11 protein-coding genes are annotated in these 14,423 nt (G+C 43.7%); 1 reads left to right on the top strand and 10 read right to left on the bottom strand.

Annotated features, from left to right (window positions below; translation table 11 throughout):
* Positions 1 to 24: 24 nt before the first annotated feature.
* The 3 genes from OCV43_RS08195 to OCV43_RS08185 all read right to left on the bottom strand — a co-directional run bounded on the left by OCV43_RS08195 (position 25) and on the right by OCV43_RS08185 (position 5,303).
* Complete coding sequence (locus OCV43_RS08195) at positions 25 to 1,974, bottom strand: bifunctional metallophosphatase/5'-nucleotidase (RefSeq protein ID WP_331494984.1); 1,950 nt, start codon at positions 1,972 to 1,974, stop codon at positions 25 to 27.
* Between the two features lie 539 nt (positions 1,975 to 2,513).
* On the bottom strand, positions 2,514 to 3,623 hold the full coding sequence (locus OCV43_RS08190) for a DUF362 domain-containing protein (RefSeq protein WP_262623819.1): 1,110 nt from the start codon (positions 3,621 to 3,623) through the stop codon (positions 2,514 to 2,516).
* A 267-nt stretch (positions 3,624 to 3,890) separates the two neighbouring features.
* The gene (locus OCV43_RS08185; RefSeq protein WP_262623818.1) at positions 3,891 to 5,303 is read right to left on the bottom strand and encodes an aspartate ammonia-lyase; all 1,413 of its coding nucleotides are present in this window, start codon (positions 5,301 to 5,303) and stop codon (positions 3,891 to 3,893) included.
* A gap of 526 nt (positions 5,304 to 5,829) precedes the next feature.
* Here OCV43_RS08185 and OCV43_RS08180 point away from each other — a divergent pair.
* The gene (locus OCV43_RS08180) at positions 5,830 to 6,276 is read left to right on the top strand and encodes an Lrp/AsnC family transcriptional regulator (protein WP_022242847.1); all 447 of its coding nucleotides are present in this window, start codon (positions 5,830 to 5,832) and stop codon (positions 6,274 to 6,276) included.
* Here the strand turns inward: OCV43_RS08180 and OCV43_RS08175 are convergent.
* The 7 genes from OCV43_RS08175 to atpF form a co-directional block, all read right to left on the bottom strand.
* The gene (locus tag OCV43_RS08175; RefSeq protein ID WP_262623817.1) at positions 6,239 to 8,713 is read right to left on the bottom strand and encodes a cation-translocating P-type ATPase; all 2,475 of its coding nucleotides are present in this window, start codon (positions 8,711 to 8,713) and stop codon (positions 6,239 to 6,241) included. The two genes, OCV43_RS08180 and OCV43_RS08175, sit on opposite strands and share 38 nt — an antisense overlap.
* Before the next feature lie 356 nt (positions 8,714 to 9,069).
* On the bottom strand, positions 9,070 to 9,477 hold the full coding sequence (gene atpC, locus OCV43_RS08170; protein ID WP_022242845.1) for an ATP synthase F1 subunit epsilon: 408 nt from the start codon (positions 9,475 to 9,477) through the stop codon (positions 9,070 to 9,072).
* A gap of 11 nt (positions 9,478 to 9,488) precedes the next feature.
* Positions 9,489 to 10,880 carry a F0F1 ATP synthase subunit beta gene (gene atpD / locus OCV43_RS08165; RefSeq protein ID WP_022242844.1) on the bottom strand — a complete coding sequence of 464 codons (1,392 nt, stop codon included), beginning with the start codon at positions 10,878 to 10,880 and terminating at the stop codon, positions 9,489 to 9,491.
* Positions 10,881 to 10,921: 41 nt separating this feature from the next.
* Entirely contained in the window at positions 10,922 to 11,776 is an 855-nt protein-coding gene (gene atpG / locus OCV43_RS08160; protein WP_227700777.1) for an ATP synthase F1 subunit gamma, read from the bottom strand.
* 32 nt (positions 11,777 to 11,808) lie between these two features.
* Positions 11,809 to 13,314 carry a F0F1 ATP synthase subunit alpha gene (atpA, locus tag OCV43_RS08155; protein WP_022242842.1) on the bottom strand — a complete coding sequence of 502 codons (1,506 nt, stop codon included), beginning with the start codon at positions 13,312 to 13,314 and terminating at the stop codon, positions 11,809 to 11,811.
* Positions 13,311 to 13,877, bottom strand: coding sequence for an ATP synthase F1 subunit delta (gene atpH / locus OCV43_RS08150; protein ID WP_022242841.1), 567 nt, complete (start codon positions 13,875 to 13,877; stop codon positions 13,311 to 13,313). Before atpH ends, atpA begins: the two co-directional genes overlap by 4 nt.
* A complete protein-coding gene (gene atpF, locus OCV43_RS08145; RefSeq protein WP_227710471.1) occupies positions 13,865 to 14,380 on the bottom strand; it encodes a F0F1 ATP synthase subunit B in 516 nt (171 codons plus the stop codon). Before atpF ends, atpH begins: the two co-directional genes overlap by 13 nt.
* Between the last annotated feature and the right edge of the window lie 43 nt (positions 14,381 to 14,423).

Below are 14,423 nucleotides of genomic sequence, written 5' to 3'. Positions count from 1 at the left end.
GCATACCACACTTCCACTCATGTGTTAACTTTTTTTCAATTTTCTTCTGCAGATGCGGCGTATGACTTTGACAATCAATACGATTATGAAAATCAGAACAAGGAGTACCACAAGAACAACTCCCACAATCATTGCTGCATATTTATTCGGATTTTTCAGTCTTGCGCCAAGGCTCTTATCATCATCTACCACCTTGCGGTCATGAAGTCCGTTATAATATTCCGGCATCTCTGCAATACCATTTTCTCCTTCTTCAAAGGATTCCATATAGCGGGCAATGGATACCCATGCCTTTAATTCCTGGTCACCATCATAAATAATGCAGTCTTCAAAATCTTCTACTTTACTTCCATCTGCATTCTTTGGCACAATGGAAAGCAGTCCATATGACATATCCGTTACTGCACTAAGCATCTGGCCGCTGTAAAGGTCAGCTACGACGCAGTATAATTTGTCATCTTCAATTTCTTCTCTCTTATCATTCTTCGTCAGATATACATCTGTTACCCGGTTTAATATCAGACGGTTCGGATTATAGGTCATATTCAGTCCGGAGCAGTAAAGTCTTGCCGTTGTCATATAATCGGAAATGGAAGCATCAATCTCTGCTACCGTCTTTAATTCTTTTCCGGTCAGGTATACCTTAATCAGCGGGTAACCCGGCACACCATCTGCCCCGATTCCAAGGGAGAAGGAGTTAAAGACATCTGTTACCGTAACATCCCCCGGCACATAGGTATCACGGACAGTTCCGCTTGGAACGACTGCCACATCAATTTCTTCTCCATCATAATCCTTCGTATGGGTTGCCCCGTAAATATAGGCATCCGCCATAATATCTCCCAGATTATGTTCCGTATGCTTCGTATATAAATCATCTACTGATGCAAATTCATAATCATTCTCACACAATACTTCAGAAGCAGTGTATCCAAACTGTTTCAGGTAAGTATCATCAATATTGGCTTCAAAAGCATCTATCTTCTCCTGGGTCGCCTCATCTGCCTCAATATCCGGGCGAATCGGAATCAGGTTATAATCCTCCACCTCCCAGCGTCCTTCGGAATTCTGGGAAAGGTGCATACTTCCTACATTAATGCCATATTCTCCGGCAGATACAATAGCTGTATTTCCTTCGATAATCGGCTCTTCCAATGTGGTATGGGTATGTCCGCTGATGATAACATCCAGCTCCGGCACTGCCTTTGCAAGAAGTTCATCCTCGGATTTCTTCGGGTCTTCACTGGTTCCACTGTGGGAGAGGCAGACAATCATATCCACATCTTCTTTTTCCTTTATGGCTGCCACAGTCTCCTTCACCGCCTCAATTGGATCTTTAAACTCAAGCGCGCAGGTTGGTGCACAGGAAAGGGAATCCTTGCCGAATACTCCAAGCAATGCGATTTTTACACCGCCCTTTTCGATGACTTCATAATCCTTTACACCATAATGATCAAAGGCATCTTTTAAAAGCTGTCTCTCATCATTCATCTCTGACCAGTCAACGTTACAGACCAGCAGGGACGGCACTGTATCGCCGCTGTCTGCCGCTGTATCAAGCATCTGCGCTAAACCTTTGCTTCGATAATCAAATTCATGGTTTCCAAAGGTCGTTGCATCATAGCCAAGATAGCCTAACATCCGAAGCTCAGATGCCTCTTCTTCATAAACTGTCTGGAACAGTGTTCCCATGGAAAAATCTCCACCGTCTACCACCAGCGTATCCGGATTTTCTTCCTTCTTCTCATCAATGACTGTTTTGATTCGTGCAAATCCGCCTGCTTCCACATTTTCTCCATCTACTACCGTACGGAAGCTGTTCAAATGGGAATGGGTATCATGGGTAAATACGATATCCACCGACTTCGGCTTTTCTTCTGCTGCGGATGCTGTTGTTACCTGCAGACTGCATACCCCCATGCATGCTGCCAGTAATAGTGCTTGTAGCTTTGCTCTTATTTTTTGTCCCCTCATATTGTTCTCCTTTTTTTCTATTTTAGATGCGAAAGAAATTTTTAGGGTATTGTAATTTTGTTTTCTGGTTTTATCCATTAGATTTTCTTTTAAGCAGAATACGCCTGCTTCTTTCAGACATTTTTGCTTTCTGCCGTTTTGTCTTTCCGGTTGCTTTGACCGGATACTTCCGACTGTCCGTCTGCTACGGATACCAACATTATGTCTGCAAGGGACTCTAAGAATTTCGATATACAATCTATATTTTGCGGCAACCGGCGCAAATTCACATCCATGTTCAGTTGCGCCTCGCTGGCACGTCCCTGCGCCAGCGTTGCCGGTTGCTGTCGAAATTCTAAGAGTCCCTAACAGACTGCATAAATGGTATCCGTATGCAGACGAACCGCCGGAAGTATACTGTCAAACATTGGAAAGACAGGACGCTATAAGAAAAATAAAAATGTCTGAATTAGAAGCAGCTGTGTTCTGCTTTTGGAAATCGTTGGATAAATCCAGAAAACGAAAACAATACATAAAATCTCTTCCGTATCGAAATTCGTTTAAATACGGACTAACTCGTAGTTCCGGGTTCCAAGTCCGATTTTTTCTGCATGCTCTACACAGGATTCCCAGTTGGTATCCGGATGCACCATATGAAAATGGTCTTTCTCATGAACATGCTGCATCTGTTCTTCCAATACACTGCCGTGTACTACCGGCTGCTTATTGCAGGCATCTGCACATGCCATGTCCAGTGCTACCGGATCGAAGGATGCAAACATTCCTACATCCGGGATAATAGGAATATCATTTTCTGGATGGCAGTCGCAGTTCGGTGACACATCACATACCAGCGAAATATGGAAACACGGGCGGTTCTGGCAGACTGCCTTGGAATACTCTGCAATCCGGTAATTCAAAAGATTGGATGCATTCCAGTTGGTTGGATTGACTGCGTCTTTTGGGCATACGCCGATACATCTGCCACAGCCCACACATTTATTTTCATCAATACCTGCCTTGCCATCTGTGATATGTGGTGCATCATGGGCACAGATTCTTACACAGGCTCCACAGCCTACACACAGGCTCTGGTCTACCGCCGGTTTGCCGGAGCAATGCATTTCCATTTTTCCGGCACGGGAACCACAGCCCATTCCGATATTTTTTAAAGCACCACCAAATCCGGCCCCCTCATGTCCTTTAAAATGTGTCAGGGAAATAAATACATCTGCATCCATCACGGCTCTTCCGATTTTGGCTTCCTTCACATATTCCCCGTCTACCGGAACCAATGCTTCGTCCGTTCCTTTCAGCCCATCTGCGATAATCACATGGCATCCGGTGGAAAATGGTGTAAATCCGTTTTCATATGCTGTATCCATATGATCCAGTGCATTCTTTCTGCTTCCTACATAAAGGGTATTGCAATCCGTAAGAAATGCTTTTCCTCCACATTCTTTTACAAGATCCACCACTACTTTGGCATAATTCGGACGCAGAAATGCAAGATTTCCTAACTCTCCGAAATGAATCTTAATTGCTGCATATTTATCTTCAAAATCAATATTTTTCATTCCAGCTGTAATACAAAGGCGACGCAGCTTCTGCAACAAATTTTCTGAACCGCTGGTTTTAAAACTGGTATAGTATACTTTGGACGCTTCCATATGTTTTTCTCCTACTTGTTTTTACTTATTATTTACACACTTTTTATACTTCATATCATAATATAATCCGCCGCTTTTTTCAATAAAATGCAGACTGTTTTGTATCTTTGTGCGTTCTTAAAATTATTGCAGCACTCATTAAATCTGCATGCAGGCATGAAATTTTTTCTTCTATATTTCACCAGAAAAAAAGCAGCATCCGGTTTCGTAGGATAAAACTTTCGCTTTTCCTCAATCGTGACGCTGCTTCTGTTATTTTTATATTGGCTACATTGCTTTTCTCTGTTCAAAATGTACTTCTGTCATCATTTCCGGATTCAGCACATGCTCTAAATCTGCCTCGCTCATCAATTTCCGTTCCAGAACGATTTCTCTTACACTCTTGTTCTCCCGGAGTGCTGTCTTTGCGATGTCGGCAGATTCCTTATATCCAAGATACGGGCAAAGTGCTGTGGAAATACCAACACTCTTGTCTACCAGACTGCGGCAGTGTGCCTCATTGGCTGTGATTCCATGTATACAATTCTTTGTCAGTGTCTCAACCGCTTCTTTTAAAGTATCGATGGAATCAAAAAGGCTGTAAAATACCACCGGCTCAAAAGCATTCAGTTCCATCTGTCCTGCCTCTGCCGCCATGGTAATTGCTGTGTCATTTCCAATGACATGGAACGCTACCTGGCTTACCACTTCCGGAATAACCGGATTTACTTTGCCCGGCATAATAGAAGAACCATTCTGTCTTGCCGGAAGGTTAATTTCACCAAACCCGGTTCTTGGTCCGGAGGATAACAGTCTTAAATCATTACACATTTTTGAAAGGTCTACGGCGCATGCTTTCAGTGCACCGGATACCATCACGAATCCATCCAGATTCTCTGTAGCATCAAATAAATCCTCTGCCTGTTTCAGCGGATAACCGGTTATCTTTGCCAGTGCCGGCACCACGTTAGATAAATATGCCGGAGAAACATTGATGGCAGTTCCAATTGCGGTTCCCCCCAGATTTACAGTAAACATTTCACATCTTACTTCTTTCAGCCGCTCATAATCACGTTTTACCATGGTTGCATAGGCATGAAAGGTCTGTCCGAGGCGCATCGGCACTGCATCCTGAAGCTGCGTTCTTCCCATTTTTAAGATTCCATCAAATTCTGCTGCTTTAATCCGAAGCTCCCTCTCCAGTCCATCCAGTTCTGCCAGCAACGGTTTTAACAGTTCCAGCACCGTAAGTTTTCCGGCTGTTGGAATCACATCATTGGTGGACTGGGACATATTCACATGGTCATTCGGATGAATCCGGCTATAATCACCTTTTCTTCCTCCCATCCATTCATTGGCACGGTTTGCCAGCACCTCGTTCATGTTCATATTGGCACTGGTTCCGGCGCCACCCTGAATAGCATCTACAATAAATTCATCGGTAAAACATCCACGAATCACTTCATCACAGGCTCTTATAATTGCTTCTGCCTTATCTGCCGGAAGAGCCAGCGCATTCCGATTACTCTGTGCCGCTGCCTTCTTTACTTTTGCAAGGTTGCGGATAAATACAGGATGCAGACTCTGTCCTGTAATCGGAAAATTCTGTTTTGCCCGCAAAGCCTGTACGCCATAATAAGCCTCCTTTGGCACTTCCATTGTTCCAATTAAATCGGATTCCATACGCATTTCTTCTGTCATGATGTTTCCCTCTCTCTTTCTTATTTTTTTAACCCTACTTAGTAACGCAAATAGCGTCAAGACAGTCTTATCCTGTCCTGACGCCATTGTCACAAGGGTTTGTTTTCAATTTTTATTTTTTGTTTTTTGGTTCTGTCAAAGACTAGCACTCTTTGACCAGAAGGTAAATAGTTTTAAGTCAAAACGTGCTTTATATTTGTTTTTAGTGTAGTTTTGATTAATTATTTTAATATTGTTTGTTGTTTTCTTTATTTTCTTAAGTGTCTGTCTTTTCAACAAAATAGAGGTATGATATAATACTTGAAAATAAGCCAACATACTTGTATGTGTAAAATCCAGACAGTGTATACAGCAAAATATTCTCCTGCAGCTGCCTGCCATTTGATATTCACCGGCTACAAAATTTTATATATTACTTTACCTGCTATTTCAGATGCCATTTCATTTGTCATTTTTCAGCATTATATTTGCAGATAAATTCATTTTTTACATCAACTGTATTTTTCAGGAAACGAAAGGAGCCTCTATGGAAAAGGAATTAGACAACATTGACAAAAGCATCATCCGGATCTTACAGGAAAATGCCCGCACTCCGGTCAAGGATATTGCAAAGGAAGTCTTTTTATCTTCCCCGGCGGTTTCTGCCCGGATTGAGCGGTTGGAAAAACGAGGGATTTTAACCGGCTATCATGCCACTGTAAATCCCATGCTCTTTGGCTATCACATTAAGGCTTTCATTAATCTTGAGGTGGAACCGGCACAAAAAAAGGAATTCTACCCTTTCATCGATAGAATTCCCAATGTGATTGAATGTAATTGTGTCACCGGTGATTATGCCATGCTGGTGGAAGTCATGTTTCAGACTACCATCCAGCTTGACCACTTCATCAACGAACTGCAGCATTTCGGGCGAACCAAAACACTAATTGTATTCTCTACTTCTGTGGAGCACCGCGATGTGCCCGTGAACTGATGAATTTTGCAATTCCTTCCACCCCGATTGTCAGGTAACGGAACAGTGACTCTGCAGCAAAAGCAAATACAATCATCAGAAGAATACTAATCTTAGACATCTGGCTCATGGCAAATAACTGGTTTAAGCAGATGCCGCAGAAAAGCAGCCCGGCGATATTAAAAATTAAAATTCCATATTTAAACTTATTCATCGGATGGCTGATTTTAATCAGAATCATAAATCCTACAACACATAAAAGCATGGTGGATGCAGTTGCCACATCGGAGGCAGGTATAGAAAATACTTCTCCGCAGACTACCAGCGAACCAACGATTAATACATCAGTCAGTCCTGCCGGAAATGCTTTTAATAATACTTTCCGTAAAAACCGTCCTTCAATACGGTTGCGGTTTGGCTCCAATGCCAGTAAGAATCCCGGTGCCCCAATGGTAAACATACTGATGAGGGAAATCTGTGCCGGCTCTAACGGATAAGTAATTGTCGATACCACTGCAAAGATTGCCATTAACAGTGAGAATATATTTTTTACCAGAAACAGGCTGGCAGAACGCTGCACATTGTTTACTACCTGCCGTCCTTCTGATACCACATCCGGCATATGGGCAAAATCGGAATCTAAAAGAACTACCTGTGCCGCCTGCGCTGCTGCTTCACTTCCGGACGCCATTGCCACGCTGCAATCCGCATCCTTCATTGCCAGAATATCGTTAACTCCATCGCCAGTCATTGCTACGGTATGTCCCGCATCCTGCAATGCATGTACCAGCTTCTGCTTCTGTTTCGGAGTTACCCGTCCAAATACGGTATAGCGGTCTGCCGCATCATAAATTTTCTCATCGGTATCCAGTGTGCCTGCATCCACATATTTCTCCGCATGCTCGATTCCGGCACATCGTGCCACTTCGGATACGGTCTCCGGGTTATCACCGGAAATTACTTTCACTGCTACACCCTGGGTCTTAAAATAACCAAAGGTCTTCTTCGCATTTTCACGAATTGGATTGGAAAGAATCACATAACCCAGCGGCTCCGGTTTTTCGGTCAGGGTTCCCTTGATATCACTTCCCGGATATTTTGCCAGCAAAAGCACACGATAACCTTTTTTCGTATATTCCCTAATCTCATCTGCAATTTCTTCAAAGGCATTTCCCATGACAAATTCTGGCGCACCCAGAAGATATTTTCCATCCTCAAATACAACGCCACTGTATTTTGTTGCAGAAGTAAACGGCATAACCTCCAGTGCTTTCCGCCGGGCAGCCATAAAGGTCTGTACTTCCGCTGTTTTATCTTTATTGCTGTCGTTATCGGTATCACTATCTCTATCCTTATCTTTGCCCTTCCGCTCCAGATAATCACGAATTGCTTCCATAGTAGCATTATTATCCGGCACTGCTGACGCATAATCCCGAAGCAGAGACTGAAGAAACGTATTTTCCGCATCCTTCGCTGGAACAATTTTTGCCACTTCCATACCGGCTTCCGTTATGGTTCCGGTTTTATCGACACAGAGCACATCAACTCTTGCCAGTGCTTCGATACTCTTCATGTCATGGAGCAGTACATGCCGCTTTGCCAGACGCATGGTTCCAAGTGCCAGGGCAATGGTCGTCAGAAGATATAATCCCTCCGGTATCATTCCGATAATTGCTGCCACCATGGAAACGATGCTCTTCTGGAAAGTCTCTCCATTTACGATATAGCCCTGCCAGAATAAAATGATTCCAATCGGAATAATCACAATACCAATCCATTTTACCAACTGGTTAATAGAGCGAATCATCTCGGACTGTTCTTCATTTCCCATCGCTTTTGCTTCTGCAGTCAGCCTGGAAATATAAGAATGCTTTCCTACCTTCTCCAGTCTCGCATAACATTCTCCGGATACCACAAAGCTTCCGGACATCAGCCTGCTTCCCGGTGTTTTCTCAATTTCATCGGCTTCTCCGGTCAGCAATGATTCATTTACCTGAATCGTACCTTCCAGAACAACGGCGTCTGCACAAATCTGGGTTCCTGCAGTCAATAAAATGACATCATCCTTCACCAGCTGCTCCGATAAAATTTTCTTCTGCTCTCCATCCCGGATAACAATGGCATGGGGTGCATTCAGAAGGCTCATCTTATCTAAGACTTTCTTCGCCCGCAATTCCTGAATAATTCCAATCAGCGTATTTCCGATGATGATTGGCAGGAAAGTCAGGTTCCGGAAAGAACCGACCACACAAAGCAGAATCGTAATGACTAAGAAAATAAAGTTAAAGTATGTAAATACATTGGACTTTACGATTTCCTTTGCACTCTTCTCCGTGCTGATGTCTGTTTTATTTACAAATCCTTCTATAAAGCGTTCTTCTACTTCTTCCTTTGATAATCCCCGCAGGATACGTTTTTCTTCCGGCATTCTGTTTTCACTCATAAACTGTTTCTTCATCCTTTTCATTCTGTATGAAATTCATTATATAGCTTTCCCCTATGGTATGGTATAAATATTTTCTTAAATTATTATAAACTATGTAGAAACCTTTCTTAAAACATATCCCCCTTTTTCACTCTACCGGAAAACAATTTCCTGTAAAAGAAACAAAGAATGTGCCGAGGCACATTCTCGCGCCTGCGGCGGTCGCTTGCGACATCTACCTTATACGCCGCAGTGCGCATCCTCGCGGAGCGTTTTTTACTTTACAGGAAAGTAATTTCCTGTAAAGTAAAAAATACCCCCTCTACCGTTTTCTACGGTAAAGAGGGTACCTTCCTTACATCATTTTTTATCTTTTGTATACACCGTTTTTAATGTTTCACTTCAATTCGCACCAACGCCTTACGCAATGCAAATTCCGCACGGAGCATATCTGTATCTGCAGCCTTAGCTGCAATACGGGCTTCGGCACGCTCTTTTGCTGCCTCGGCACGCTTCTCATCGATTTCATCCGGCCACTCGGCAATCTCTGCCAGCAGTGTTACCTTATCGCCCAAAATCTCTGCAAAGCCTGCATGAACCGCAGCTTCTTTTACATCTTCGCCATTGGTAATGGTCACAACACCGGGAGCAAGCACCGTTGTCAGCGGAATATGGTCCGGATAGACACCGATTTCTCCTTCTGTTGTATTGAATTCTATCATGGTTGCTTCCCCGGTATAAAAAATTCGCTCCGGGGTAATGATTTCTACCTCAAATGCTTTCTTCTCGTCTGCCATGGCTTCACCCCTTACTTCATACGGGCACGTACTTCGTCAATACTTCCGGCATTCAGGAAATAGCTCTCCGGTACATCATCATGCTTTCCTTCTAAGATTTCACGGAAGCCGCGGATGGTCTCGGCTACCGGTACATATTTTCCATCAAGACCGGTAAACTGGGTTGCTACGAAGAATGGCTGTGACAAGAAACGCTGTACTTTTCTTGCACGGCTTACTACCAGCTTGTCCTCTTCTGACAGCTCATCCATACCAAGGATTGCGATAATATCCTGTAATTCTTTATATTTCTGAAGAATCTCCTGTACTCCACGGGCTACTTCAAAATGCTCCTGCCCTACAACACGAGGGTCAAGGATTCTGGATGTAGAACCAAGTGGGTCTACTGCCGGATAAATACCAAGCTCTACGATAGAACGATCCAGTACAGTAGTGGCATCCAGATGGGCAAATGTGGTTGCCGGAGCCGGATCAGTAAGGTCATCCGCCGGTACATAGACTGCCTGAACGGATGTAATGGAACCATTCTTGGTAGAAGTGATACGCTCCTGCAATGCACCCATCTCAGTCTGTAAGGTCGGCTGGTATCCTACTGCGGAAGGCATACGTCCTAACAGTGCGGACACCTCAGAACCTGCCTGTGTGAAACGGAAAATGTTATCAATGAATAACAGTACATCCTTTCCACCTTTATCACGGAAATACTCCGCCATGGTAAGTCCGGTAAGACCTACACGCATACGTGCTCCAGGCGGCTCGTTCATCTGACCGAATACCATGGTGGTCTTATCAATAACTCCGGATTCCTTCATTTCATAATAAAGGTCATTTCCCTCACGGGTACGCTCACCTACACCGGTAAATACGGAATATCCACCATGCTCGGTTGCGATATTATGAATCAGCTCCTGAATCAATACGGTTTTTCCTACTCCTGCACCACCGAAAAGTCCGATTTTTCCACCCTTCTGGTAAGGGCAGAGAAGGTCAACCACCTTGATTCCTGTCTCTAACATTTCTGTAGAAGTTGCCTGTTCATCAAAGCTTGGTGCTTTCCGGTGAATCGGCATATATTCCACATCCTGTGGTGGAGCCTCATTGTCAATTGGTTCGCCTAATACGTTAAACATTCTGCCTAAGGTATGCTCACCTACCGGTACGGAAATCGGTGCACCGGTTGCCTCTGCATCCATGCCACGGATTAATCCGTCGGTTGGTCCCATGGCAATACAACGTACGACATCATCTCCTAAATGCTGCGATACCTCTACTACCAGAACTTCACCATCTTTTCTGGTAATACGGATTGCTTCATTGATTGCCGGAAGCTTTCCTTCGGTAAATTTAATATCCAATACAGCACCTATTATCTGAGTGATTTTTCCAATATTTGTTTCTGCCATCTTTTTCTATCACTCCTTATTCTCTATTCTTATGGATATGATTAAGAAATTGCCGATGCTCCGGCTATAATCTCTGTCAGTTCCTGTGTAATGGAACCCTGACGGGCACGATTATACTTCAGTGACAGGTCACTGATCATATCCTCTGCATTGCTGGTTGCAGAATCCATTGCCTGCATTCTTGCACCATTTTCACTGGCTACTGCTTCTACCAGTGCTCCATAAAGAAGGCTCGTTACATACTTTGGTATGATTAAATTAAGCGCCTCCTCCTGGTTTGGTTCATAATTCATCAGCACATTATCTTCTTCCTGCTTCGGCATATCTTCGATATCCACCGGAAGAAGCTTGATTAATTTCGGCTCATGTACCACCGTATTCTTAAAATGTGTATAAGCAAGGTAAATTTCACCAACTTCACCTTTTTCATAGGCTGCCAGCACTTCCCTTGCCAATGCGGACGCCTCATCATAAGCCGGTGTCTCTATCAGCTCCGGAAGTTCCTTTACAATGGAATATCCCTTATGTTCTAAGGACTCTCTTCCCTTATTACCAACTGCATAAATGGAAAGCCTGTCCTTTGGAAGGTCACTCTCTGTAATCAGCTTTACGACATTCGCATTATAGCCTCCTGCCAGTCCACGGTTCGAGGTAATTACAATCACTGCCTTCTGCCCGGAATCTTTACCGGTAAGGTAAGGATGATTGATGGAACCGCTCTTTGCCAGCATGGAAGTTACGGTCTGATACATATAATTAAAATACGGATTTGCCTGTTCTGCATGTCCCTTCGCTTTCTGCAGTTTTACGGTAGAAACAAGCTTCATGGCCTTTGTAATCTGCTGTGTGCTGGAAATACTGCTTTTGCGCCGCTTTATATCACGCATGGACGCCATAGTCTCTCACCGCCTTTTACCATATTACATGCCTATTTGAAATCTTTCTTACATGCTTCAATTGCTGTAATTAATTTCTGCTCTGTTTCTTCGTCTAACTGTTTTGTTTCACGAATGGATTCGAAAATCTCCGGATACTTGGTATCAATCAGTTCTAACAATGCTTTTTCAAATGCCAGAATCTCATCCACCGGAATATCCAGTAAATATTTCTTGGTTGCAGCATAAATAATTGCTACCTGTTTTTCCACCGGCATCGGCTGATACTGTGGCTGTTTCAACATTTCACGGATTCTTTCGCCCTGTGCTAATTTCTCTTTGGTATCAGCATCCAGCTCAGAACCAAACTGTGCAAATGCTGCCAGCTCACGATACTGTGCCAGCTCTACTCGGATTGGTGCTGCAATCTTCTTGATTGCCTTAATCTGCGCAGCTCCACCAACCCGGGATACGGAAAGTCCTGCATTGATTGCCGGACGGAAACCAGCGTTAAACATATCTGTTTCCAGATAAATCTGACCGTCTGTAATGGAAATTACGTTGGTCGGAATGTATGCGGATACGTCTCCTGCCTGTGTCTCGATAATCGGCAGTGCAGTCAGGGAACCTCCACCCAAAGCATCGGAAAGTCTTGCTGCACGCTCTAATAATCTGGAATGCAGATAGAATACGTCTCCCGGATAAGCCTCACGTCCTGGTGGTCTCTTAAGCAGCAAGGAAAGGGTACGGTATGCAGCAGCATGTTTACTCAAATCGTCATAAACGATTAATACATCCTCTCCGTTCTCCATCCACTCTTCACCAATTGCACATCCTGCATACGGTGCAATATACTGTAATGGTGCCAGCTCACTTGCTGTTGATACAACAACTGTGGTATAGCTTAATGCACCGAATTCTTCTAATGTTTTTACCAGGGATGCTACGGTAGATGCTTTCTGACCGATGGCAACGTAAATACATTTTACGCCCTGTCCCTTCTGGTTAATGATGGTATCAATTGCAATTGCCGTCTTACCGGTCTGCTTATCTCCGATGATAAGCTCACGCTGTCCACGTCCAATCGGCACCATGGAATCGATTGCCTTAATACCGGTCTGTAATGGTGTATCTACGGATTTTCTGGAAATAACACCGGATGCCACACGTTCAATCTGGCGGTATTTCTCCGTCTCAATCGGTCCTTTTCCATCAATCGGCTGACCCAGCGCATTTACTACTCGTCCCAGTAATGCATCTCCGACCGGAACCTCTACTACACGTCCGGTGGTCTTTACGGTATCACCTTCGTTGATGGAACGCTTATCTCCTAACAGAACCGCACCTACATTATCTTCCTCTAAGTTCAGCACCATTCCATATACTTCGCCCGGGAATTCCAAAAGTTCTCCCTGCATTGCATTTTCAAGGCCGTGAATTCGTGCAATTCCATCTGCCACCTGAATGACAGTTCCTACGTCTGCCACTTCCAACTGGGATGCATACCGCTCGATCTGCTCTTTGATAACGGAACTGATTTCTTCTGGTTTCAATTTCATGAAGCGGTTTCACCTACTTTCAACTGTATTTTGGATAATTCACTGGTTAGCTTCTGCAGCCTGGTTTTGATACTGCTGTCCACTACCCTGTCTTTTATGCGGATGACCATGCCTCCAATGAGTGATGCATCCACCTCATAATTCATTTCAATTTCTACATAATGTGTGGTTTCTAATAGTTTCTTTACGATTTCATCTTTCTGCTGCATTGACAGCTCCATCGCAGAAATGACATATGCCGTTCCGATATTTTTATATTCTTTTACGGAATCCACAAAGCATGCAAATACGCTTTCCATATCTTTAAAGTGGTCTTTTTCTATCAGCTGGCACATCAATCCCACGATCTCGTCCGCGGTCTTTCCCTTGAATATGTTTTCAATAATCTGAAGCTTCTCTTCTTTTACAATCTGTGGATGATTCATCAATTTTGCCAGTTCCTCATTCTCATGGAGAATCTCAAGAAGTGCTTTCGCATCTTCTAACCAGGCATCTTCACATCCCTTTTCCACGGCGAGTTCAAACAATGCATCTGCGTATGTTTTGGAAACTAACTTTGCCATGTTGTATCACCCATCTCTTTCAAGGTTTCTTCCACGAGGGCATCCTGTATTGTTGTATCAATGGATGCGGCTACCACTTTGCCTGCCATCATAGATGCAATTTCTATCATTTCCTGTTTCATCTCATCCATCACGCGTTTTTTCTCCAGTTCTGCCTCTTCATTGGCACGCCGGATAATCCGCGCAGCCTCTTCCTTTGCCTCGCCAATGATGCGGTTCTCATTGTGCAGGGCTTTGGTTCTGGCTTCACTTAAGATAACCTCCGCCTCTTTATCGACGTTCTTAAGCTTCTCTTCATACTGCTGTCTTAATTCTGCTGCCTCTGCCTGATCGCTTGCCGCAGATTCCAGTTCCGTCTTTATCTTCTCCTGACGTCCCTTTAACATCTTACGAACCGGCTCGAAAAGGTTATAAGACATTACGGTAAACAATACGAAAACGGATATCGCCATAAGGATGGTATCATGCAATAACTGAAAATCAAGATTAAATAATCTGGTCATTTTCTTCCTGCTGTGCCTCCTTTCTTTTCGTAATCATTCCTTC

It is taken from the genome of Roseburia amylophila (assembly GCF_025567465.1).
Taxonomy (GTDB): domain Bacteria; phylum Bacillota; class Clostridia; order Lachnospirales; family Lachnospiraceae; genus Roseburia_C; species Roseburia_C amylophila.
This window is presented reverse-complemented; position numbering and strand designations above follow the sequence as displayed.

What these genes read in the sequence shown, in the direction of transcription:
- OCV43_RS08195 (WP_331494984.1), bottom strand. Translation starts at nt 1,974, where the DNA reads ATGAGGGGACAAAAAATAAGAGCAAAGCTACAAGCACTATTACTGGCA.
- OCV43_RS08190 (WP_262623819.1), bottom strand. Translation starts at nt 3,623, where the DNA reads ATGGAAGCGTCCAAAGTATACTATACCAGTTTTAAAACCAGCGGTTCA.
- OCV43_RS08185 (WP_262623818.1), bottom strand. Translation starts at nt 5,303, where the DNA reads ATGACAGAAGAAATGCGTATGGAATCCGATTTAATTGGAACAATGGAA.
- OCV43_RS08180 (WP_022242847.1), top strand. Translation starts at nt 5,830, where the DNA reads ATGGAAAAGGAATTAGACAACATTGACAAAAGCATCATCCGGATCTTA.
- OCV43_RS08175 (WP_262623817.1), bottom strand. Translation starts at nt 8,713, where the DNA reads ATGAAGAAACAGTTTATGAGTGAAAACAGAATGCCGGAAGAAAAACGT.
- atpC (WP_022242845.1), bottom strand. Translation starts at nt 9,477, where the DNA reads ATGGCAGACGAGAAGAAAGCATTTGAGGTAGAAATCATTACCCCGGAG.
- atpD (WP_022242844.1), bottom strand. Translation starts at nt 10,880, where the DNA reads ATGGCAGAAACAAATATTGGAAAAATCACTCAGATAATAGGTGCTGTA.
- atpG (WP_227700777.1), bottom strand. Translation starts at nt 11,776, where the DNA reads ATGGCGTCCATGCGTGATATAAAGCGGCGCAAAAGCAGTATTTCCAGC.
- atpA (WP_022242842.1), bottom strand. Translation starts at nt 13,314, where the DNA reads ATGAAATTGAAACCAGAAGAAATCAGTTCCGTTATCAAAGAGCAGATC.
- atpH (WP_022242841.1), bottom strand. Translation starts at nt 13,877, where the DNA reads ATGGCAAAGTTAGTTTCCAAAACATACGCAGATGCATTGTTTGAACTC.
- atpF (WP_227710471.1), bottom strand. Translation starts at nt 14,380, where the DNA reads ATGACCAGATTATTTAATCTTGATTTTCAGTTATTGCATGATACCATC.